The 23808-nt window shown below is 42.0% G+C and carries 23 protein-coding genes; all 23 read left to right on the top strand.

Going from position 1 to position 23808, the window contains the following annotated elements:
* The first annotated feature begins 1 nt into the window (after position 1).
* The 23 genes from Q8G36_RS06280 (at position 2) to Q8G36_RS06170 (ending at position 23692) form a co-directional block, all read left to right on the top strand.
* Positions 2 to 2158, top strand: coding sequence for a penicillin-binding protein (locus Q8G36_RS06280; RefSeq protein ID WP_305159328.1), 2157 nt, complete (start codon positions 2 to 4; stop codon positions 2156 to 2158).
* Between the two features lie 111 nt (positions 2159 to 2269).
* On the top strand, positions 2270 to 4192 hold the full coding sequence (locus Q8G36_RS06275; RefSeq protein WP_305159329.1) for a stage V sporulation protein D: 1923 nt from the start codon (positions 2270 to 2272) through the stop codon (positions 4190 to 4192).
* A gap of 158 nt (positions 4193 to 4350) precedes the next feature.
* Positions 4351 to 5823 carry a UDP-N-acetylmuramoyl-L-alanyl-D-glutamate--2,6-diaminopimelate ligase gene (locus tag Q8G36_RS06270; RefSeq protein ID WP_305159330.1) on the top strand — a complete coding sequence of 491 codons (1473 nt, stop codon included), beginning with the start codon at positions 4351 to 4353 and terminating at the stop codon, positions 5821 to 5823.
* Between the two features lie 89 nt (positions 5824 to 5912).
* Positions 5913 to 6890 carry a phospho-N-acetylmuramoyl-pentapeptide-transferase gene (gene mraY, locus Q8G36_RS06265; RefSeq protein WP_034313901.1) on the top strand — a complete coding sequence of 326 codons (978 nt, stop codon included), beginning with the start codon at positions 5913 to 5915 and terminating at the stop codon, positions 6888 to 6890.
* Positions 6891 to 8243, top strand: coding sequence for a UDP-N-acetylmuramoyl-L-alanine--D-glutamate ligase (gene murD / locus Q8G36_RS06260; RefSeq protein ID WP_305159331.1), 1353 nt, complete (start codon positions 6891 to 6893; stop codon positions 8241 to 8243).
* A 159-nt stretch (positions 8244 to 8402) separates the two neighbouring features.
* Entirely contained in the window at positions 8403 to 9503 is a 1101-nt protein-coding gene (spoVE, locus tag Q8G36_RS06255) for a stage V sporulation protein E (protein ID WP_098371083.1), read from the top strand.
* Between the two features lie 356 nt (positions 9504 to 9859).
* Positions 9860 to 10768: a UDP-N-acetylmuramate dehydrogenase gene (gene murB, locus Q8G36_RS06250; protein ID WP_305159333.1), complete on the top strand. Its 909-nt coding sequence runs from the start codon at positions 9860 to 9862 to the stop codon at positions 10766 to 10768.
* A gap of 130 nt (positions 10769 to 10898) precedes the next feature.
* Positions 10899 to 11681 (top strand): cell division protein FtsQ/DivIB, encoded by a 783-nt coding sequence (locus tag Q8G36_RS06245; RefSeq protein WP_305159334.1) that lies wholly within the window; start codon positions 10899 to 10901, stop codon positions 11679 to 11681.
* The gene (locus tag Q8G36_RS06240; RefSeq protein WP_305159335.1) at positions 11668 to 12354 is read left to right on the top strand and encodes a DUF881 domain-containing protein; all 687 of its coding nucleotides are present in this window, start codon (positions 11668 to 11670) and stop codon (positions 12352 to 12354) included. The genes Q8G36_RS06245 and Q8G36_RS06240 overlap by 14 nt, the downstream gene beginning before the upstream one ends.
* Before the next feature lie 42 nt (positions 12355 to 12396).
* Positions 12397 to 13107: a DUF881 domain-containing protein gene (locus tag Q8G36_RS06235; protein ID WP_305159336.1), complete on the top strand. Its 711-nt coding sequence runs from the start codon at positions 12397 to 12399 to the stop codon at positions 13105 to 13107.
* Positions 13107 to 13472, top strand: coding sequence for a small basic family protein (locus tag Q8G36_RS06230; protein ID WP_095389933.1), 366 nt, complete (start codon positions 13107 to 13109; stop codon positions 13470 to 13472). The genes Q8G36_RS06235 and Q8G36_RS06230 overlap by 1 nt, the downstream gene beginning before the upstream one ends.
* A 266-nt stretch (positions 13473 to 13738) precedes the next feature.
* The gene (gene ftsA, locus Q8G36_RS06225; protein ID WP_137018792.1) at positions 13739 to 15037 is read left to right on the top strand and encodes a cell division protein FtsA; all 1299 of its coding nucleotides are present in this window, start codon (positions 13739 to 13741) and stop codon (positions 15035 to 15037) included.
* Between the two features lie 44 nt (positions 15038 to 15081).
* Complete coding sequence (gene ftsZ, locus Q8G36_RS06220; protein ID WP_289317223.1) at positions 15082 to 16239, top strand: cell division protein FtsZ; 1158 nt, start codon at positions 15082 to 15084, stop codon at positions 16237 to 16239.
* A 495-nt stretch (positions 16240 to 16734) separates the two neighbouring features.
* Positions 16735 to 17661, top strand: a complete 927-nt coding sequence (gene spoIIGA / locus Q8G36_RS06215; RefSeq protein ID WP_305159337.1) for a sigma-E processing peptidase SpoIIGA — start codon at positions 16735 to 16737, stop codon at positions 17659 to 17661.
* Positions 17662 to 17719: 58 nt separating this feature from the next.
* Positions 17720 to 18439: an RNA polymerase sporulation sigma factor SigE gene (gene sigE, locus Q8G36_RS06210; RefSeq protein ID WP_034313874.1), complete on the top strand. Its 720-nt coding sequence runs from the start codon at positions 17720 to 17722 to the stop codon at positions 18437 to 18439.
* 151 nt (positions 18440 to 18590) lie between these two features.
* On the top strand, positions 18591 to 19370 hold the full coding sequence (sigG, locus tag Q8G36_RS06205) for an RNA polymerase sporulation sigma factor SigG (protein ID WP_034313871.1): 780 nt from the start codon (positions 18591 to 18593) through the stop codon (positions 19368 to 19370).
* Positions 19371 to 19598: 228 nt separating this feature from the next.
* Positions 19599 to 19868, top strand: a complete 270-nt coding sequence (locus tag Q8G36_RS06200) for a YlmC/YmxH family sporulation protein (RefSeq protein ID WP_305159338.1) — start codon at positions 19599 to 19601, stop codon at positions 19866 to 19868.
* 55 nt (positions 19869 to 19923) lie between these two features.
* Positions 19924 to 20751, top strand: a complete 828-nt coding sequence (gene pgeF / locus Q8G36_RS06195) for a peptidoglycan editing factor PgeF (protein WP_305159339.1) — start codon at positions 19924 to 19926, stop codon at positions 20749 to 20751.
* Between the two features lie 2 nt (positions 20752 to 20753).
* On the top strand, positions 20754 to 21425 hold the full coding sequence (locus Q8G36_RS06190) for a YggS family pyridoxal phosphate-dependent enzyme (protein WP_305159340.1): 672 nt from the start codon (positions 20754 to 20756) through the stop codon (positions 21423 to 21425).
* A 21-nt stretch (positions 21426 to 21446) separates the two neighbouring features.
* Entirely contained in the window at positions 21447 to 21911 is a 465-nt protein-coding gene (locus tag Q8G36_RS06185) for a cell division protein SepF (RefSeq protein ID WP_063231922.1), read from the top strand.
* Positions 21912 to 21917: 6 nt separating this feature from the next.
* Positions 21918 to 22184 (top strand): YggT family protein, encoded by a 267-nt coding sequence (locus Q8G36_RS06180; RefSeq protein ID WP_305159341.1) that lies wholly within the window; start codon positions 21918 to 21920, stop codon positions 22182 to 22184.
* A 133-nt stretch (positions 22185 to 22317) separates the two neighbouring features.
* Positions 22318 to 23091, top strand: coding sequence for an RNA-binding protein (locus Q8G36_RS06175; RefSeq protein WP_305159342.1), 774 nt, complete (start codon positions 22318 to 22320; stop codon positions 23089 to 23091).
* Positions 23092 to 23176: 85 nt separating this feature from the next.
* Positions 23177 to 23692 (top strand): DivIVA domain-containing protein, encoded by a 516-nt coding sequence (locus Q8G36_RS06170; protein WP_034313857.1) that lies wholly within the window; start codon positions 23177 to 23179, stop codon positions 23690 to 23692.
* Positions 23693 to 23808: the final 116 nt, after the last annotated feature.

The raw sequence follows: 23808 nt of genomic DNA, 5'->3' as shown, positions 1-23808 counted from the left end.
AATGCAGAAACAAAAAAATATGAAGCATGGAGCAGCCGGATTATTCTTCTTATTCGGCCTGCTCTTTTTTGTATTAGTCTGCCGCTTTTTGTATATTCAGGTGACAGGTACAGCAGGCGGGGAGGTACTGGCTTCAAAAATCGACAAGAAATATGAAAAAAAACAGGTCATAGAAGCAAAAAGGGGAAGCATACTCGATACAAAAGGTGAAGTCATCGCCGAGGATACTCCCTCTTATATATTAAGGGCTGTACTCAGTGAAAAGGAGACGGAGCATGTCAAAGATCCGGAGATGACCGCGAGTAAGCTTGCTAAATATATTGATATGGATGAACAGGACATCTATGAAAGACTTACGAAAAAAGAGGCGTACCAGGTGGAGTTTGGCAGTGCCGGCAAGGATTTGACTCAGGTCGTCAAGCAGAAAATAGAAAAAATGGAACTGCCGGGAATTACATTCGGAAGTACGAATAAACGTTTTTATCCAAATGGAATCTTCGCATCCCATCTGATTGGCTATGTGGAAAAAGATGAAGAAACGGAAGAGATGGCTGGTAAGTTCGGCATTGAAAAGTACCTCAATAAAGAATTGCAGGAAACGAACGGGGAGCTGACATATGACAGTGATAGATGGGGCTTTCTTTTACCTGATACGGAGGAAAAGGTGGTAGCACCGGATAATGGCAATGATGTCATGCTTACCATCGATAAGAAAATACAAACATTCTTGGAAGATTCGATGAGCAAAGTACAGGAAAAATACGATCCCGAACAAATCATAGCGATTGTCTCCAATCCCAAAACGGGGGAGATTGTGGCGATGGGGCAAAGGCCTACCTTCCATCCGACAACAAAAGTCGGGCTTACGGATACATGGCGTAACCTGGCTATTGAAGAAACCTTCGAACCTGGATCAACCATGAAAACATTCACCCTTGCGGCGGCTGTTGAGGAAGGGGTCTTTAATCCGAATGAAAGCTTTGTGGCTGGAACCTACAAGGCCGGATCGGGGAAAATCGGAGATCATAGCGGAATTGAAAGAGGGAAGAGCATGACCTTTCTTGAAGGGGTTCAACGTTCCTCCAACGTCGCTTTTGCTACTCTTGCAATGGATAAGATAGGAGCGGATACCTTCCGTGAGTATTTGACTAAGTTCGGATTTGATAAAAAAACGGGAATTGATCTGCCGAACGAGATAACCGGTAAAATTCAATACAAGTATAAGCTTGAACAAGTGACTACTTCCTTTGGACAGGGTTCGACCGTTACACCAATTCAACAAATCCAAGCTGCATCCGCAATAGCCAATGACGGAAAAATGATGCGGCCGTACGTGATAAAAAGCATTTCCGATCAGGATTCCGGAAAAAACTTGAAAACGACAAAGCCGAAAGTGACAGGGCAACCGATTTCGGCAGAAACTGCAAAACAAGTGCGTGATTATTTGGAAACGGTAATTTCCGCGAAAAAAGGAACGGGGAAAAAATATGCCATTGATGGGTATGAAGTAGCGGGGAAAACCGGTACTGCACAAATTGCGGGTCCGACGGGTAGATATTTAGAAGGGAAAAATAACTATGTATTCTCCTTTTTAGGAATGGCTCCAAAAGATGATCCGCAATTGGTCATGTATGTGGCGGTCAAGCAGCCGAAGTTAGGTGTATCTTATGTTGGGGCTGATCCATTGTCAGAGATATTTAATCCTGTCATGCAAAATAGCCTGCAATATCTAAACATAAAACCTTCTGAGGTTAAAAAACAAAAAGCAAATAAAATCGTTGACTATACGAATCAAACCGAGAGTTCAGCTGTCAAAGAACTGAAGGAACTTGGCTATGATGTAAGGACGATCGGAAGTGGGCGTAAAGTGCTCGATCAATCCCCAAAAGCGGGGAGTATACTCTTACAGGGTGAAAAGATAATCCTGAGGACGGAAGGCGAAATGAAAGTTCCTGACATGAAGGGATGGTCCCTGCGAGATGTTATGAAATTGGCTAAGGTTGCAAAATTGGATCTGAAAACTGAAGGTACTGGATATGTGAGTAAACAAAGTCTCGAGGCCGGGAAAAAGGTGAAGGAGGGAGAAACCTTCAATATTGAATTATCCCAGCCTGAAGGGGCTGGTGAAGATATTCCGACAAAAAAGAAAACAGAGTGAAGATAAAGAGGGGATCCAAATGGATCCCCTCTTTATTTCTTCAAAGTTTCTAGTCTAGCCTCGAGTAGACAAGCATATATTGAAGCATGTATGAAATGGAGGTGCCTGTTTTTGCGTGTTTCGAATGTTACTGTCCGAAAACGGCTGGCAATCGCATTGGCGATCGGTATCGTTGTTTTTTTTATCATTGATATCCGATTGGGAATTGTACAGTTTTATCTAGGGGATAAGTTGACGGGGCTGGCTAAAGATTCCTGGAGCAGGAATATTCCCTTTGAAGCCAAACGAGGTGAAATTCTGGATCGGAATGGTGTCGAGCTAGCAACGAATATATCTGCACCAACAGTCTATGTCATCCCAAGACAGATTGAGAATCCTGGGGAGACGGCGGAACAGCTTGCTTCAATATTGGATATGAAAAAGGAAAAGGCTTATCAATGGTTAACGAAACAGGCGATGAGCGTTAGAATTCCGGAAGGCAGAAAGATATCTCATGAAAAGGCGAAGGAAATTAAAGCATTAGGAATAAAGGGCGTTTATATCGCTGAAGATTCAAAGCGCCATTACCCATTTGGTGAATACCTTTCGCATGTTCTTGGCTTTACAGGCTCTGACAATCAAGGGTTGATGGGTATTGAATTGTCTTATGATAAGGAACTAAGCGGGGAAAAAGGATTCGTTAAATTTTACTCGGATGCGAAAGGGAAAAGGCTCGAGAATATGGCCGATGACTATAAGCCCCCTGTTGATGGTGATAACTTGAAGCTAACCATCGATAGCAAAATCCAGACAATTGTGGAGAGGGAGCTCGATAATGCGGAGGCGACATATAATCCCGATGGAATAATTGCCATTGCAATGGACCCGAATACAGGGGAAATATTGGCAATGTCCAGCAGGCCAACCTTCGACCCGGCCAATTTTCAAAATGTACCTTCAGAAGTGTATAATCGTAATTTACCAGTTTGGAGTATATATGAACCAGGTTCGACTTTTAAGATCATCACGCTTGCTGCGGCGCTTGAGGAAGGGAAGGTCGACTTACAAAAGGAACATTTTTATGATTCCGGACATGTGGAAGTGTCAGGATCTACACTGCATTGCTGGAAAAGCGGAGGACATGGGGACCAAACTTTTCTTGAAGTCGTCGAGAACTCATGTAACCCTGGGTTTGTAGAATTAGGGAACCGGCTTGGTAAAGACAAGCTGTTTAAATATATAAATGATTTCGGGTTTGGGCAAAAGACGGGGATTGATTTAACCGGAGAAGGAAAAGGAATCATGTTCAACATGGATCAAGTGGGTCCGGTTGAGCAGGCAACGACTGCGTTTGGACAAGGTGTAGCTGTAACCCCCATTCAGCAGGTGACAGCGGTATCGGCGGCTGTGAATGGCGGAACTTTGTATACACCTTATATCGCGAAGGAACTGGTGAATCCAAAAAATGGGGAAGTGCTGATGCGAAAGACCCCACAGGCGAAGAAAAAGGTGATTTCAGAAGCAACCTCGAAGAAAGTCCGTGAAGCGCTTGAATCCGTTGTCGCCCAAGGAAGCGGTAAAGGAGCATTCGTGGAGTCGTACCGAGTCGGCGGGAAAACGGGTACAGCCCAAAAAGCTGAAAATGGCCGATACCTTGAAAATAATTATATTCTCTCATTCATTGGTGTCGCTCCAGCGGATGATCCGCAAATCGTCGTTTATATAGCCGTGGATAATCCGAAAGGAACGGTACAATTCGGCGGTGTCGTTGCCGCACCGATCGTTGGGAATATCATGGAGGATTCACTTAGGGCCATGGACGTCAAGCCAAGGAAAAACCAGATTGAGAAGGAAACGGTCTGGACGGATCCCGTCATGGTCGAGGTACCTGACGTTGTGGGTCTCAGCAAAAAAGAGTTGCAAACCCAGCTCATCGACCTTAAGCTGGATATTGCCGGAAATGGGGATAAAGTCATAAATCAAGCCCCGGATCCAGGTGTTAAAGTAAAACAAGGCTCTACAATAAGAATTTATCTTGGCGAAAATACAGAATAAGTATAATATAATATATGAATAGTTAAAGCGGCTGAAGAATCATCAGCCGCTTTGTTTACGGAGTCGGGATAACCACGTATAATTGAAATTGGTTTCTCGACAAGCCAAGGCTAATCACATATAATGAATCCTCAAATTAAGTTGAGAGGGATGGAAAAATGAAGCTTCACAAATTACTATCTTATTTACACTCCTTATTTACGTATGAAGGAGAAAATCCTGAAATCACCTCCATTGAAAATGATAACCGTAAAGTCATAGACGGAAGTTTATTTGTTTGTATAAAAGGTTATACAGTCGATGGTCATGATTTTGCCCAACTTGCTGTAGAACATGGAGCTGCAGCAGTCATTGCCGAAAGGCCGCTTGACCTCGATGTTCCCGTGATCGTAGTCAGGGATTCGAGCAGGGCGATGGCGGTGCTTGCCGATGCATTCTATGGCCATCCGACTCAAAAGATGCGCTTGATCGGAATTACAGGGACGAATGGAAAGACGACGACCAGTCACTTATTGGAAAAGATTTTCGAGGATCGACAAGAAAAAACAGGCTTGATTGGCACGATGTATACAAAAATTGCCGATACGGTATATGAAACTAAGAATACGACGCCAGATAGCGTTACGCTGCAGAAGGCTTTTCATGAAATGGCCGAAGCATCTGTTACCACGGCCATTATGGAAGTTTCATCGCATGCACTTGAGCTTGGACGCGTCCATGGCTGTGATTATGATATTGCCGTCTTTACGAATCTCACACAGGATCATTTGGATTTTCATAAAACCATGGACAGATACAGGCAGGCAAAATCCTTATTTTTCTCACAGCTCGGTAATGCTTACATAGAAAATCGCCCTAAATATGCTGTGCTTAATGCTGATGATGAGGCAACAGATGATTTCATTAAAGCGACTGCTGCTACAGTCGTAACATACGGCATAGACAAAGAAGCAGATATAAGGGCCAAGGATATAAAAATTGATGCAAATGGCACGTCGTTCACCTTGACAGCAGGTAAAGAAGAGCGTTACATTCAGCTGAAGCTAATTGGTAAATTCAGTGTTTATAATGTACTCTCTGCCATCTCTGCTGCTTTGTGCGCCGGTAACGATCTAGATGAGACAATTAGATCCATCGAGGAAATAAAAGGTGTTGCAGGCCGTTTTGAGCTCATTACAGCGAATCAGGACTTCCCTGTCATTGTTGACTATGCCCATACTCCGGACAGCTTAGAAAATGTTCTAAAGACTGTAGGTGAGTTTGCTAGAAAGAAAATCTTTGTGATAGTGGGCTGCGGAGGGGACCGAGACAAGACAAAGCGTCCCATCATGGCCGAAATTGCATGCAGCTTGGCGACTGACCCGATCTTCACTTCGGATAATCCACGCAGTGAAGATGCTGCCCAGATCCTGCGGGATATGGAAGCTGGTGTAGCAGGCAAAGAATATACGGTTATTGAAGACCGCAGGCAGGCGATAGCTTACGCTGTTTCCAAGGCGGAAGAGGGCGACGTTATATTAATAGCTGGTAAAGGTCATGAAACCTATCAATTGGTCGGTGACGAAGTGCTTCACTTCGATGACCGTGAAGAAGCGAAAAAGGCGATTCAAAGTCGTTTGGGTTTAGTTTGAACCAACGCTGAAATTGACCTGCAACAAATAAGAAAAGACAACAAGCAGAATTTTATATTTGAATTGTGTTAGGAATGAGGGAGTAAGGAATGTTGGAACAAGTGATTTTTTATACGATTTTGGTGGCGTTTTTAGTAACCGTTCTTCTTTCGCCGATTTTCATCCCGTTTTTAAGAAGATTGAAATTCGGGCAAAGTATCAGGGAAGAAGGCCCACAATCGCATCTGAAGAAAACGGGAACACCCACCATGGGCGGTTTGGTCATATTATTATCTGTTACCATCGCTACACTAGTCATGACTTTGAAATTTTCGGCACCTTCAACCGAAACGTATTTATTATTATTCGTTACTTTAGGTTTTGGTTTATTAGGTTTCCTGGATGATTTCATCAAAGTGGTCATGAAGCGTAACCTAGGTCTGACTTCCAAGCAAAAACTGCTTGGACAAATTGTGATTTCGGTCATCTTTTACTTCGTCTTTAAGCAGACTGACCGTTTTAATCCTGAATTGACGATTCCAGGCACGGACTTTGCTTTTGATTTTGGCTGGTTTTATCTGTTTATCGTTATTTTCTGGCTGGTAGGTTTTTCGAATGCCGTCAATTTGACGGATGGGCTTGATGGACTTGTCTCAGGAACATCAGCCATTGCCTTTGGGGCTTTTGCCATTTTAGCCTGGAGTCAGTCGCAATATGATGTCGCTATTTTTTCGGTGGCGGTTGTCGGTGCAGTACTGGGATTTTTGGTATTCAATGCACATCCAGCAAAGGTTTTCATGGGGGATACGGGTTCCTTGGCCCTTGGGGGAGCGATTGCAACCATCGCCTTGTTAACGAAGCTTGAAATCCTCCTGGTAATCATTGGCGGAGTCTTCGTCATTGAGACGCTCTCGGTCATCCTGCAGGTAGGATCTTTTAAAACGACTGGTAAACGTATTTTTAAAATGAGTCCGCTTCACCACCATTATGAGCTTTCCGGCTGGTCGGAATGGCGCGTCGTCGTGACTTTCTGGACAGTGGGGCTGCTGTGTGCGGTACTCGGAATCTATTTAGAGGTGTGGATATAATTGAAAGAGACTGCAAAGTATTCAGAGAAAAAGATATTAGTATTGGGTTTGGCAAAAAGCGGAGTGATGGCAGCTTCGCTTCTACATAAATTAGGTGCTTTCGTGACGGTTAATGACATGAAGCCATTATCGGAAAATCCTGAGGCTCAAGGACTTCTTGAACAGGGAATTAAAGTCATCTGCGGCAGTCATCCGATCGAGCTTCTTGATGAGGGTTTCGAGCTGATCGTGAAAAACCCGGGAATCCCCTATCGGAACCCTATCATAAAAGGGGCGTTGGAAAAAGGGATTCCCGTTATCACGGAAGTTGAACTGGCCTATCAGATAAGTGAAGCACCTTTCATAGGGATCACTGGAACAAATGGGAAAACGACCACGACAACATTGATATACGAAATGTTGAAGACAGGTGAAAAATCCCCGTTAATTGCCGGTAATATCGGGACAGTGGCTTCTGGTGTTGCTGAAAAAGCAAAACCCGATGACTCGATCGTCATTGAATTATCATCGTTCCAGTTAATGGGAATAGACGAATTTCGTCCTGAAATCTCAATCGTGACAAATTTGTATGATGCACATTTGGATTATCACAGTTCCAAACAGGAATATGTCGAAGCAAAAGCTGCGATTACGGAAAATCAAATAGCCTCAGATTTCATGATTTATAATGCGGATCAAGATCTTGTTTTATCCATGGCGAAAAAGACCAAGGCTGAACTTGTTCCTTTTTCAGCTGAAGTGAAACATGAGAATGGAGCCTATGTGGAAGATGGTGCCGTCTGTTTCCGAGGAGAAAAAATCATGGAAGTTTCAGAGATAGCCCTTCCCGGGAAGCATAATTTGGAAAATGTTCTCGCAGCTATCTCAGCGGCCAAGCTGAAGGGTGTAGCTAACGAAGCCATTCAGACTGTACTGAAAACATTTTATGGTGTGGAGCACCGTCTGCAGTTTGTGGCAACGATCGATAATCGTAAATTTTATAATGATTCGAAAGCAACGAACATTCTTGCAGCATCCAAAGCGCTAACATCCTTTACGGAACCTGTCATCTTATTGGCAGGCGGTTTGGATCGCGGAAATGAATTTGATGAGTTGAAACCGGCAATGAAAAATGTCAAAGCCGTGATAACTTTTGGTGAAACGGCAGAAAAAATTGAACGGGTAGCCAAAGAAATAGGAATAGCGAATATAAAACGTGTCGATAATGTAGAAAAGGCCGTACCGGCTGCATTTGAATTATCAAATGAAGGCGACTGTATTCTTCTCTCCCCGGCTTGTGCAAGCTGGGATCAGTATAAAACTTTTGAGCAAAGAGGAGACATGTTTATGGAGGCCGTGCATAAACTTAAGTAAGAGCTTTCGCAGAGAGAAGTGAACCTGCTTCTACGTTGACACCTTGGAAAAAAGCGATAATGAGCCGTTATCGCTTTTTTTTTGACTAAAGTGCTGACAAGCAATCAGTATTGATGTTTATATTCGTAGGCTCGAAAAACTTCCTAGAGGTGGATGTCCGTGCCATTAAAAAAATCGAATCCTGATCTCATTCTCATTATCGTCACCTTAAGTCTTTTGACTGTTGGATTAATCATGGTTTACAGCGCAAGTGCCATTTGGGCAACATATAAATTTGATGATTCGTTTTATTTTGCTAAAAGGCAGTTGCTGTTTGCCTGCGTTGGTGTCATAGCCATGTTTTTCATCATGAATGTGGATTACTGGACGTGGCGGACATGGGCCAAGATCCTTATCATCATTTGTTTCATTATGTTACTGGCTGTGCTTGTACCAGGTATAGGGATGGCGAGAAATGGTTCGAGGAGCTGGATTGGTGTAGGTGCCTTTTCGGTCCAACCCTCTGAGTTCATGAAACTGGCGATGATCGCTTTTTTAGCAAAGTTTTTATCAGAACGGCAAAAGCTGATCACCTCTTTTAAAAAAGGGATGCTTCCATCCTTGGGTTTAGTGTTTTTGGCATTTGGATTGATCATGTTACAGCCGGACCTTGGAACGGGAACGGTAATGGTTGGAACGTGCATCGTCATGATTTTTATTTCCGGGGCAAAAATCAGTCATTTTGTCGGCTTGGGGCTAATCGGGGTAGCAGGTTTTATCGGTCTGATTTTGTCAGCGCCCTACCGGATAAAAAGGATCACATCTTTTCTGGATCCTTGGGAAGACCCTTTGGGCAGTGGATTTCAAATGATTCAATCGTTTTATGCAATCGGGCCCGGGGGATTGTTCGGATTGGGACTCGGGCAAAGCCGCCAAAAGTTTTTCTATTTACCAGAACCGCAGACTGATTTCATCTTTGCCATACTTTCCGAGGAACTTGGCTTCATCGGGGGCTCTCTGGTCATTTTATTATTTGCACTTATGCTTTGGCGGGGCATTCGGATCGCACTTGGTGCCCCTGATTTATATGGGAGCCTTGTAGCGGTGGGAATTATTGCAATGGTCGCCATTCAAGTGATGATCAATATAGGGGTGGTGACGGGACTGATGCCAGTTACGGGTATCACCTTGCCCCTCTTAAGTTATGGCGGTTCATCATTGACGCTCATGTTGATGGCGATTGGGGTGCTCCTGAATATTAGCCGTTATTCAAGGTTCTGAAATAAGTAAAATATATATGGTTTGGCAAAAGGGAAGTCCTGTTAAACGCAGGGCTTCCCTTTTTTTACGTTAAAAACCCTTGCAGGAAAACGATTTTAGAGGTTGCCTTGCCGAAATTTAGAAATAATTGAAATGCCGCTTAAATATTACCATGTATGAATGTTGGGGAATCCACAATAAATATTGGCAATACGGCTTTGTTTAGACTATAGTATAAGAGGGTTAGGCCGTACTGGGGCTTGCTTCTGTTCATTTTTCGCTAAAAAGGCGTTATTAATCTTGTAATATAAGGGACCTCATGGAAGAGGAAATGAAAATTATAACTTGGAATTTTTGGAACAACAAGGAGGTTTATCATGGATAATGTGATAAAGCAATTAACTGAAATGAAAATCGGCAAGGTTCTTGAACAGGAACCGCTTGCGAATCATACAACTATGAAAATTGGGGGGCCGGCTGATTTATTCATCGTGCCTTCATCCATTGAAAATATAGAAAAAACGATGCAGGTCATTAAAGATCATGGGATGCCATGGAGGGTGATCGGCAGGGGCTCCAACCTACTTGTCAGTGATGGCGGAATTGAAGGTGCCGTGCTTAAATTGGGTAAAGGACTTGATCATCTCGAGATAAATGGGACGGAGATAAAAGCGGGAGCTGGGGTATCACTTGTCAGCCTGTCCGTGCAAATCAGTAAAAAAGGGTATGCAGGATTGGAATTTGCCAGTGGGATTCCTGGTTCTGTCGGCGGTGCTGTCTATATGAACGCTGGTGCACACGGTTCCGATATGAGTGAAATTCTCAAGGAGGCACATGTTCTTTTCGAAGATGGAACTTTAGCTTGGCTTTCGAAGGAAGAAATGGAGTTTTCTTATCGAACTTCTCTGCTTCAGAAGAAAAGACCGGGTATCGTACTGGAAGCAATTTTTCAATTGACAGAGGGCGATAAAGCCGAAATCGTAGAAAGAATGCAGAATAACAAGAATTACCGTAAAGATACCCAGCCGTATAATCTTCCATGTGCCGGGAGCATATTTAGGAATCCACTTCCACATCATGCTGGTAAATTGGTCGAGAATGCAGGCCTGAAGGGACATTCTATTGGCGGAGCCCAGATTTCACCGATGCACGGGAACTTTATCGTTAACACAGGTAATGGAAGTGCAGCGGATGTTCAAGCCTTGATACAGCATGTGAAGGATACTGTGTATGATAAATTTGAAATTGAAATGGAAACAGAAGTGGAAATTATCGGCAGAAAATAATGGATTCATTATATCCAAATATTGTGATATAATGTGTTACCTTTTAAAGTTTATCAATAACCAAATATTGAGCTTGTCTTGATTTCACACTGTCAAGAACCATCCATTTTTTCAGGAAGAGGTGAAGGGGATGGAGAAGGGAAAAATCGTTTCCATTGAGGACCGCATCCCGAAATTAAAACAATTAAGAAAAAGCAAAGCAAACAGGCGACTTGTTCTTTTGCTTTCCCTTTTCTTCATTCTGGTTGCTTGTGTGCTATATTTCTTATCCCCGTTGAGCTATGTGAAATCCGTGCAGGTAGAGGGGAATCGTTATATTACTTCCAAACAGATCATTAAATTGAGTAAGGTGAAGAAGGATCGAAGCATCTGGAAGGTTGATACAGGGGCAGCAGCAGCCAATATCAAAAAAAATCAAGAAATAAAAAGCGTTAAGGTGACTCCGGTATTTCCCAATTCCATTAAAATTACGGTTTCGGAACATAACAGGATGGCATATCTGTCCAATGATGGGAAGTTTGCACCCATTTTGGAAAACGGGTCTGTTTTAGAGGAGTTAGCAACAGGCGAAATTCCAGTATTTGCCCCTGTTTTAATTGGTTTCAAAGAGGGTAAAGCATTAAAGTTGCTTTTAGAAGAGCTGGACAAGCTTCCTATCGAGATTCAGAATGCCATTTCGGAAATTCATTACGCTCCAACCAAAACCGATGTCTATCATATCGTCATGTTTATGAATGATGGGTTTGAAGTAAGTGCGACAAGCCGTACTTTATACGAGAAAATGATTCACTATCCATCGATTGTCAGCCAGTTGGATCCAGAGGTAAAGGGAGTCATCGATCTGGAAGTGGGTTCTTATTTTAAAGCATATGAAGACACTGAACAAAAGGAAGACACTAATGAGGAAAATTAATGGCAAACGGGTGGTTTTACCCCTGGTTTGCGTGGTTCTCGGATTCATGATTGCCTACTCTTACAATCTGACCAAAGAAGGTGCAGGGAAGGACAAATCCTTGGATCAGGAATATGAGCTCAGGCAGCAGCTGATCGAACAAGAGAAACAGAACCGGGAACTTCAGAAGGAACTCCTTCAGAAGCAAGAAAATGTATCCCAAATAGAAAAAGACCTAGCGCAGGAAAAGCAGCTTTTTTTCAATTTGGCAAAGGATACGGAAAAATACCGTATGTTTCTCGGAAAAGTGAAAGTGAAAGGCCCAGGCCTTCAAGTGACACTTGAAGATGGTACAGATATGGAGTCGGAAGCCAATGTTAATAATTACCTCGTCCATGAACAGCATGTCTTCAAGGTCGTCAATGAACTATACATATCAGGTGCAGAGGCTGTTGCGATTAACGGTCAAAGGTTAAATCATGATTCATACATAATCTGTAATGGGCCTGTGATTGCAATCGATGGCCATCAGCATCCTGCTCCCTTCATCATATCTGCGATTGGGGACCCGGATGTCCTGGGTGCTTCACTGGATTTACCCGGTGGCATCAAGGAACAGCTGGTTAATGAGAATATTATCTTTACAGTGGAAAAGCAAAAGAATATCATTTTTGATCCAATTATTGGAGGGTGATCAGACCGCCTGATTCGATGAAAGATTGGTGAGAAACTGGAAATGAAAAAAAAGCTTTCTTTTAGTTTAGTTACGTTGATTGCCGGATTCATGCTCGCTATTCAATTCAATTTGGTGAATCAGCCTGTCGTTTCCGATACAAGGGATATGTGGGAACTGAAAAATGATTTATTGAAAGAACAGCAGACCCAGGCGGAATTAATAGAGGGTATCAGTAAGCTTGAGGGAAAAATAGCATCCTATGAAACAAAGAAAAATGAAAGTAAAGAAGAAGTATTGCGTGACACCCTGACCGAATTGAAGACTGACGCAGGTTTGACCGAAATAAAAGGCAATGGGGTAATCGTATCTATACAGCCTATCAAAGCAGATATCCTTCTTGGTGAGAAGGTCGAGTATATTTCACCTGTATTGATCATTCGGCTCATTAATGAAATGTATAGGTATGGCGCTGACGAAATTTCCATTTCAGGACAAAGGTATATATCAACATCGGTTATTCGTGATATTAATGGGCAGCCGAAAATGGACGGATATCCTCTGGTTCATTACCCGGTCGAAATGCAGGCAATAACCGATAATCCAAAGAAACTGAAGCAGCGTATTGAAGGTTCCGAACTTATGGATGATTTCTTTATAGATAATTTTGAAGTGCAGATTAAGGTGCCTTCCGGCGAGTTGACATTACCGGCTTACCAAAATGCTATTAACGTGAAACACATGGAACCCATTATGGATGGGGGGGAATCGTAATGTGGCTTTCAGTTTTCGGACTGTTGATTGGAATCACCCTCGGTTTTTTGGTGGATTTTGATATTCCCCATGAATATTCAAATTATCTCTCCATTGCCGTGCTTGCTGCTTTTGATACCTTATTTGGGGGCATACGGGCTCATTTGCAAAACCTTTATGATGAAGTTGTATTTGTAACAGGATTCTTCTTTAATATTGTTTTAGCCGCAGGTTTGGCTTTTCTAGGTGTACATCTTGGTGTAGACTTATATTTAGCCGCAATCTTTGTTTTCGGTGTAAGGCTCTTTCAAAATATCGCCCTGATCAGAAGGATCCTGATTGAAAAATGGTCCGTTTCCCGGAAAAAGCAGAAAAAAAATCTTTAATTTTAAAGGGAATTAAGCTATAAATGACGAATAGTTTATGGCAGTATCTAGTTTATTAAGTAGATCAGTCTCGTTAAGAAGCGAACAATATGCACCATAAAGTGAGAAATCTACGAGTTTTGTTCGGTAAAAATACAAAATGAAACGCTTATCTATGAAATTCGTCAGTTGTTGTAATCAGTTCTGTTATTCTATAATGTATAAGTCTTCGATATAAAAATGTTATTCTACTAATACATGTATAAAACTGAAGGAGGTGCCATGGAATGAACAGCAACGAAATATACGTAAGTCTTGACATCGGTACATCCAGTGTAAAAGTTATCATTGGGGAAATGGTCAATGACACATTAAATATAATCGGCGTAGGAAATGTTAAATCAGAAGGGCTCAAAAAGGGTTCGATCGTCGGTATAGATGAAACCGTCCAATCCATTCAAAAGGCTATAGAGCAAGCAGAACGGATGATAGGGATGGAGATAAAAAAAGTAATCGTCGGCATAAGTGGAAATCACGTGACGCTTCAGCCGTGTCATGGGGTAGTAGCGGTATCCAGTGACAATAAAGAGATTACCGAGCATGACGTTTTCCGTGTTAGGGAAGCAGCGGAGTTAATAACGATACCATCCGACAGGGAAATCATCGACGTGGTGCCGATTCACTATAAAGTTGATGAACTTGATGAAATCAGTGATCCAAGGGGCATGATAGGTGTCCGGTTGGAAATGAGAGGGATTTTAATCACAGGTCTTCGGACAATTTTACATAATACGCTGCGCTGTGTGGAAAGGGCAGGGTTAGAAATAACCGATATCGCCCTTCAGCCCTTAGCCGCAGGTTCCCTTGTTTTATCCAAGGATGAAAAAGAACTTGGTGTGGCACTTGTCGATATTGGCGGAGGTTCCACGACTCTGGCAATTTTCGAACAAGGCTATTTACAATATACGTCTGTGATACCTATAGGCGGGGAAACACTTACGAAGGACCTTTCCATCGTTCTAAGGACAACGATGGAAGAAGCTGAGAAAATAAAAGTAAAGCATGGACATGCCTTTTATGATGACGCGTCTGAAGATGAAGTATTCCAAATACCGATCATCGGCAGCGATCAGCAGCAGACCTGCAACCAGTTAATGCTTTCGGATATCATTGAAGCGCGGGTGACCGAAATATTCGAGTTGATTCAAGATGATTTGAGGCGACTTGGCTTCCAGGATATACCGGGTGGTTTCGTGTTAACCGGGGGCGTGGTCAAGATGCCGGGAGTCCTGGAGCTAGCTCAATATGTGTTCCAAAACCGAGTAAGGACAGCTGAACCCAATTACATCGGTGTTAGGGAACCCCAATACACGACAGCTGTTGGTTTGATTAAACACGCATGCAAGAAAGAGAGAATGCAAAAAAACACCGCTAATAAAACTCCTGTAGCAGCTGGACAAGCTCAAGAAGATAACGACCAGCGCAGCCAGAAGGTTTCTCAGAAAAACAAAGAGAACACGGCTAAAAAACAAGGTGAAAAAGGTGAATCTAAATTCAAAAAAATCCTGGGTTACTTTTTTGAATAACAATCATTAAGAATCGGGAATTTCGTCAAAATAGGAGGATTGTCATGTTGGAGTTTGATTCTAATCTAGAACAATTAGCAACGATAAAAGTAATAGGTGTTGGCGGCGGCGGAAACAATGCGGTAAACAGAATGATCGAGCATGGTGTACAGGGTGTTGAGTTTATTTCTGTCAATACTGACGCACAGGCTCTTAATCTATCAAAAGCAGAAATCAAAATGCAAATCGGTGGGAAGCTTACACGCGGTTTGGGTGCAGGTGCCAATCCCGAGGTAGGAAAAAAAGCTGCTGAAGAAAGCAAAGAGCAGATTGAAGAAGCGCTTAAAGGTGCCGATATGGTATTCGTAACGGCTGGAATGGGCGGCGGTACGGGAACTGGGGCTGCTCCTGTCATAGCGGGCATTGCTAAAGATCTAGGGGCTCTTACAGTTGGTGTAGTTACACGTCCATTTACTTTCGAAGGCCGAAAACGTGCAACACAGGCACAAGGCGGCATTTCATCCATGAAGGAATCGGTTGACACACTGATCGTCATTCCGAACGACCGCCTCCTTGAAATCGTCGATAAAAGCACGCCAATGCTTGAAGCATTCCGTGAAGCCGATAATGTACTTCGCCAAGGTGTACAAGGGATTTCAGATTTAATCGCCGTTCCAGGTCTTATTAACTTGGACTTTGCCGATGTGAAGACCATCATGTCCAACAAAGGTTCCGCTCTTATGGGAATCGGGATTTCCTCAGGGGAAAACCGTGCGGCGGAAGCGGCGAAAAAGGCCATTTCCAGCCCGTTGCTTGAAACATCGATTGATGGTGCCCAAGGCGTACTGATGAATATTACCGGTGGTACGAACCTAAGTCTTTTTGAAGTCCAGGAAGCGGCTGATATCGTGGCTACTGCATCCGATCAAGACGTAAACATGATTTTTGGTTCGGTTATCAATGAAAACCTTAAAGATGAAATCGTCGTTACGGTAATTGCAACAGGCTTTAACGAGGTTGAAGCTTCAATACGGCCTACTGGACGTCCAACACTCGGACAACAGCAGCAATCAAGACCTCAGACACAACAAACGCCACAGTCAAACGTAAAGCGTGAAGTGAAGAGGGAAGAAGTCAATGAACAGCCTGCACGTAATGCCAATCAAGGTGAAGAGGCCCTGGATATTCCAACCTTCCTCCGTAACCGTAATAGACGCCGTTAATACCGACGTTATATGCCGTTCCCATTTGGGGACGGTTTTTTGTCGTTAATAAAATGAATTCCTTAAAAGTAATTGTGTCAAATGACCTTATAATAATGGGGCGTTTCTCGAGCTTTATCACTCGGACCGAAGTGCTAAAAGAAATCTGCATTATTGGATCCATGATCTTGTCTGAATATCAGCTAGAAGACGGAATTGTGCTCGATGGAGTGTTGGCAGAAGCCCATCTTTTGTTCACTTTCATTCATTTAATGTAAAAAGATGAGAGAGCAATAAATTATTAAACTTTTATAACATAAATCGACAGAAGTAAAAGGGAGCAGGATAGTCTCTAAGAAAGTATTGAAAATATCAATAGCTGTTTTTCTACAAAAAGGGTAAAAATGACTGAAAAACTCTTAAGTTTTCAGTACAAAAAGTGACACACTTTCTAAGGGGAGGTACGCTATACTTTTTGCTAGTGGAAGGTTAGTTCATAAAAGGAGGGGAGGGTGTTTGACTTTATATTTAGATGTGATCTGGTTGTTGAATTGGTTATTTGACTGCCTCCTTTTATATTGGACCGCAATCATTCTCAAACGAAGGGTAGCTCTTTGGCGGGTATGCATCGGCGGGTTGATTGGTTCCTTCATTATCGTATTGGCATTCACTCCTTTTTATGCAATTGCCGACCGAGTGTACATGAAGATTTTAGTATCCCTGGTCATGGTGCTGGCAACCTTTGGGTTTAATAGGTTGAAACTTTTCATGAAATCGGTGGCCACTTTATATTTCGTGACGTTTTTATCGGGAGGAATCCTTCTGGGACTTCACTACCTATTTGAATTCCAAATCGTGTCCAAGGACCCTGGTCTATATGTAGGAATCAACCGTTTTGGCGACCCTGTCAGCTGGATATTTATAATGATCGGGTTCCCGCTCGCATGGCAATTTTCCAAGCGAACACTTGAAGGGATGGAGATGACTAAGCTTACACATGAACAAATGGTTTCGGTCTCGGTTAAAATTTCTGACTTCGAAGGAAAGTTTCATGGATTGGTGGATAGCGGCAATCAACTATATGACCCGATTACACGTTCCCCAGTAATGATCATCTCTCTTTCAGGCGGGGAAGCAGGAATTCCGGACGATATGCTAGAGCTCTTTAAAAACCCTGATACCCTGATTAGTCAGGAAGTGCAGCCCGAATATTCATGGACAGGAAGAATGCGTGTCATCCCTTATAAAGTAGTGGGTCATGAACATCAGCTGTTAACCGCAATCAAACCGGATTACATTAAAATCGTTCAAGGAGAAAAAGAATTTCATGTCAAGCAGGGTCTCGTTTCGTTTACCTTTCAGCAACTCTCTCCCGACAATAGCTATCAATCTATCGTTCACCCGAAAATGTTAACCGGGATACCGGTGCAAAATGCCTCCTGAACCATCGATTCACTCTTAAATTTGACCCATAATCCGTTTATTAGAAGGGAGAATTATTTTGAAGAAATTCATTCTTCGGCTCACTTATTTTTGGTACAAACTATTGTTCAAGCTCGGATTGAAAACGGACGAAATATTTTATATAGGAGGGAGTGAGGCACTGCCGCCTCCCCTTTCAAAGGAAGAAGAGGCAATACTGATCAATAAATTACCCAATGGCGATGAAGCTGCACGGTCGATCTTGATTGAACGTAATTTAAGGTTGGTGGTTTATATTGCCAGGAAATTCGAAAATACTGGCATCAATATTGAAGATTTAATCAGCATTGGTACCATAGGTTTGATCAAAGCTGTGAATACATTCAATCCTGAGAAGAAAATAAAACTGGCTACATATGCTTCGAGATGCATCGAGAATGAAATATTAATGTATTTACGCAGAAATAACAAAATCCGTTCTGAAGTTTCTTTTGATGAACCCCTGAATATTGATTGGGATGGAAATGAACTTCTGTTATCCGATGTACTTGGAACGGACGATGATATTATCACGAAAGACCTTGAGGCAAACGTTGACCGTAAGCTGCTGACAAAAGCACTTACACAGTTATCCGAACGTGAAAAACAGATAATGGAACTCCGTTTTGGACTTGCAGGCGGAGAAGAAAAAACCCAAAAGGACGTTGCCGACATGCTGGGGATTTCCCAATCTTACATTTCGCGTTTGGAAAAAAGGATTATTAAGAGGCTTCGAAAAGAATTTAATAAAATGGTGTAAAAAAATAAAGTGCTTAAAACGTCAATCAAATCAATACTTTGGTAGCTATAATGAAAAATAATGGGGATTTTATGTTCTAGCCATGTGCATATTTTTTCCTCCCGCGGAAATACTGTTTTTTGTACAGCGCTCCTGTGAGGAGGGAATAATTTTGTCTCGTAATAAGGTTGAAATCTGCGGTGTGGATACATCAAAATTACCGGTTTTAAAGAATGAAGAAATGAGAAAACTCTTTAAAGAACTGCAAGATGGCGATATTTCAGCAAGAGAGAAACTGGTAAACGGGAATCTTCGACTCGTTCTAAGCGTCATTCAACGCTTCAACAATCGGGGAGAGTATGTAGATGATCTATTTCAGGTAGGCTGTATAGGGTTGATGAAGTCGATAGATAACTTTGACCTTGGTCAAAATGTTAAGTTTTCAACGTATGCTGTACCGATGATTATTGGAGAAATCAGAAGATATCTTCGTGACAATAATCCGATTCGGGTATCCCGTTCTTTAAGAGACATCGCTTACAAAGCTTTGCAGGTAAAAGAAAAGCTCATAAGCCAGACCCTTCGTGAGCCGACAGCTGAAGAAATCGCCAAGGTGTTGGAAGTACCTCATGAAGAAATTGTTTTTGCACTAGATGCTATACAAGATCCAGTTTCACTTTTTGAACCGATTTATAATGATGGCGGGGATCCGATTTATGTACTCGACCAACTGAGTGATGAAAAAAATAAAGATAGTACCTGGATTGATGAAATAGCAATAAATGAAGGCATGAGGCGGTTGAATGACCGGGAAAAAATGATCCTTCGCAAACGGTTTTTCCAAGGGAAGACGCAAATGGAGGTAGCCGAGGAAATCGGCATTTCACAAGCACAGGTCTCCCGATTGGAAAAAGCGGCAATCAAGCAAATGAATAAAAATATCCAACAGTAGAAGCTGAGCATGAGAAAAAGTTAGCTGAAGCGGGTAGGGCAAAAATGTCGATACCCGCTTAACAGCTGCTTATCCATAGCGGCTTTTTTATTTTGTTGAAAAATTCCGGAAGGTATCGTGAATCGAATGGATGTTTAATTTATCGTATTCTTCATCCTTGAGCGCATCATGTCATATACATAGGAATAGGACCTTCATCTATGATGAAATTTTGAGGAGCTGAGTAATGTGACCAGGATTTCCGAATTTCAAATTAAGGATATCGTCAATATAGCGGATGGGAAGAAATTAGGTAATTTGTCAGATCTTGAAATCAATACGGCCACGGGGAAAATAGAGGCCATTATCGTTTCAAATGGAACCAGGTTAATGGGTTTTTTTGGGAGGGAACAGGATATTGTGATTCCATGGCGCAAAATAAAAAAAATCGGTGCAGATGTCATACTTGTTGAACATCAGACGGTATTTCAAGGAGAACTGAAAGATGAACGGTTTTAAAGGTACATGGCGCAAATATATGATACACTAGACTAAAAATAAAGAGGTTTATAGCATGAAAGAGCCATTTGTTTTAATAAAAGACCAATATATGCTCATTGACAGCTGGAGACAAAAAAATCTCCAGCTCGTAGCGGGCTTCACCACAAAAAATGGGGGAGTCAGTACAGGGGATTTTCAAACATTGAATACCGGTTTTCATGTCGGGGATAAACTTGAAGATGTCCAGGGAAACCGCAGGATTATAGCCGATAAGCTGATGTATCCGCTTAATGAATGGATAGGAGCCGAGCAGACACATGAAACCAAAATCCATCAAGTTACCAGCCGCGATGGCGGGAGAGGTGCTACGGATTATGATTCAGCCTTTAAAGCGACTGATGGATTCTATACGAAGGACCAAAACGTTCTATTGACCCTTTGCTATGCAGACTGCGTACCCTTATACTTTCTTGCCCCGGCACATGGTATGATTGGGGTGGCACATGCCGGCTGGAAGGGTACCGTTAATGGAATTGCACGAAAAATGGTTGAGGCATGGTTGAGTGAGGGTATAAAAGCAAGTGAAATATTTGCTGTCATTGGACCATCAATTTGTTCGAAATGCTATGTAGTTGATGATTATGTCATGGATTTAGTGCAGAATTTGCTGGTAGATATTGACGAAAAGCCCTATAATTTAATCAGTGAAGGACAATATCAGTTAGACCTTAAGCAACTTAATGCATTGATTCTTCAAAAGTCAGGAATTCCAAAAAGTCAGATCGACGTTACATCATACTGTACAAGCTGTGATCATGAATTGTTTTTTTCACATCGCCGTGATAACGGGAAGACAGGCAGATTGATGAGTTTTATCGGTTGGAAGGAGGATTTAGAGTAACAGTGAAAGTAGTGGACAATTTAAAAGACATCGAAGAAAAAATAAATATAGCATGTGAAAATAGTGGAAGGGACCGTGAAGCGATAAAGTTAATCGCTGTAACGAAATATGTTTCGGTCGAGAGAGCGAAGGAAGCTTTGGAAGCGGGAATACTTGATTTGGGTGAAAACCGTGACGAAGGGCTTTTGAATAAATATGAAGTGCTGAAGGACAAGCCTAACTGGCATTATATTGGTTCCATGCAAACACGCAAAGTAAAGAATGTCATCGATAAAATTTCGTATATCCATTCATTGGATCGCATTTCCTTGGCAGAAGAAATTCAAAAACGCGCAAATGGGCCGATAAACTGTTTAGTGCAGGTGAATGTTTCTGGTGAGGAATCAAAACATGGTCTGAATCCTGAGGCGACAATGGATTTCATAAAAGGGTTATCTGATTTTGATAAGGTGAATGTTGCAGGATTGATGACAATGGCTCCATTGACCGATGATGAACAGGTTTTGCGGGAATGCTTCCGGAAACTGAAAGGCCTCCAGGTTGAAGTACAAAATTTAGAGTTGAAGCACGCCCCCTGCACTGAATTGTCCATGGGCATGTCCAATGATTTCATGATTGCCATTGAGGAAGGCGCAACAATGATCAGGATTGGTACAGCACTTGTAGGCGAATAATTTTAAGGAGGTACGCTATAGATGTCGTTCGTATCAAAATTTAAATCTTATTTCGCGCTGGATGATGAGTATGAGTACAAGGATGAAGTGATGGAAGAAGAGGAGGCTGAACCAAAAGTCGTGAAGTCAGCTAAACAGCAGCAGTCCGCTTCGGCAGGGAATAATACCAATCAGAATATCGTAAGTTTGCAAAGCGTACAGAAATCTTCTAAAGTAGTATTATTGGAGCCTCGTGCTTATGCAGAAGCCCAGGAGGTAGCTGACCATTTAAAAAACAGGCGTGCTGTAGTCGTGAACCTTCAACGAATCCAGCATGACCAAGGAAAGCGAATCATCGATTTTCTAAGCGGGACTGTCTATGCAATCAGCGGGGATATCCAAAAAATCGGAACAGATATATTCTTATGTACCCCGGACAACGTCGATGTTTCCGGTAATATTACCGGCTTCGCGGCCGAAGAGGAGTACGAAGAAGCGAGGTGGTAATGGTTTATGGGTTTAGTGCTTCAGGGTTTATATTATTTAATTGAAATTTATTCAATGGCATTAATCGGTTACATATTGATGTCATGGTTCCCCAATGCAAGGGGGACATCGATTGGTCAATTTCTGGAAAAGATTTGCGAACCGTATTTAGAACCGTTCAGAAAGTTCATTCCGCCACTTGGCATGATTGATCTTTCACCTCTTGTAGCCTTGCTGGTACTTAATTTTGCCAGCGGTTATGGAATCTATTACTTACAGACATTAATAGGATGATCAACAATTAACCTGACATGCATCTTACTACACAGTCGGAACATTCTCCGCTGTGTAGTTGCAACGCAGAACCGTATAATCAATTCCTTATGATCGACCATTAATTTGATAACTAAGGAGCATTTATTCAATCATGAGCATTTATCAGCATTTCAGGCCGGAGGAAAAAGAATTTATTGACCAGGCTATGAATTGGGTTGATCAGGTTAAAAATTCCTACGCTCCGAAACTATCTGATTTTCTTGATCCGCGTCAGCAGGAAATCCTAACTTCCTTAATAGGGAATGATCCGGAAGCGAAACTGCAATTCAATGGCGGGAGCGATTTCGTAGAGCGAAAACGTGTGCTCATTTACCCTGATTATTACTCTCCTGAACCATCTGATTTCAATATCTCCTTATACGATATCTCCTATCCAAAAAAATTTGTAACGCTTGAACATAGGCAAATACTTGGAACCTTGATGTCACTAGGGGTAAAGCGTGAAAAATTTGGTGATATAATAGTGACGGAAGACTATATTCAATTTATAGCTGCCGAAGAGATGGATTCATATCTCACAGGAAATCTGGAGAAAATAGGTAACGCTTCCGTTTCCATCAAACGGCTTCCAATTGAGAGTATCGTCCATGTTAAGGAAAAATGGGAAGAGCAAGTAACCACCGTCAGTTCTCTTAGGCTTGACAGTGTGCTATCGTCCGTCCTGAATATGTCCCGTCAAAAAACTCAGTCCTTGATAACATCAGGAAAAGTAAAGGTGAATTTCAAGCAAACGGAAAACGTCTCGGAAGAATGCCGTGAAGGTGATACACTATCCATCAGAGGTTTTGGCAGATGTAAAATAGCGTCAATTGATGGGAAAACCAAGAAGGATAAGTGGAGAATCTCGTTAGGCAGACAAAAATAATTCAATAAAAAGCAGGATTTATAAATTTATTGTCGAATATAGAGTTTTAACATACTAGAGTAGAAACCGTTCTGGAGGTGCCGTAATGCCCTTAACCCCGATAGATATACATAACAAGGAATTTAACAAAGTATTTCGAGGGTATGATGAAGATGAGGTAAATGAATTTCTCGACCAGGTCATTAAAGATTATGAACTGATTTTGAGGGAGAAGAAAGAACTTGAAGATAAACTGAACGAGACTTTTGATCGTTTGGGACATTTTACGACAATTGAGGGTACACTTAACAAGTCGATTATTGTCGCTCAAGAAGCAGCCGAAGAATTAAGGCGCAATGCCCAAAAAGAAGCGAAACTGATCATAAAGGAAGCAGAGAAAAATGCTGACCGGATCGTCAATGAGTCACTTGTGAAAGCAAGGAAAATAGCGATGGATATTGAAGATTTGAAAAAGCAATCCAAAGTATTCCGGACGCGTTTCAAAATGCTTGTCGGTGCACAGCTGGATTTGCTGGACAATGACGATTGGGATCATCTTCTGGATTATGAAGTGGATGCGACTGAAATAGAATTAAATGAGAGAGTGGAAGAGGAAATTTAAACGATTCCTTGACTTTGAACACTTTTTTCGCATATAATTTTTTAACAATACTATTCATTATGAAATTAGACGATGACAGGGAAAGTAAATTCTTCACACACTTATTTTTAGCGAAC

The organism is Peribacillus frigoritolerans (genome assembly GCF_030676415.1).
Taxonomy (GTDB): domain Bacteria; phylum Bacillota; class Bacilli; order Bacillales; family DSM-1321; genus Peribacillus; species Peribacillus frigoritolerans_A.
Note: the sequence above shows the minus strand (reverse complement) of the source record. Positions and strands in the feature narration are given on the sequence as shown.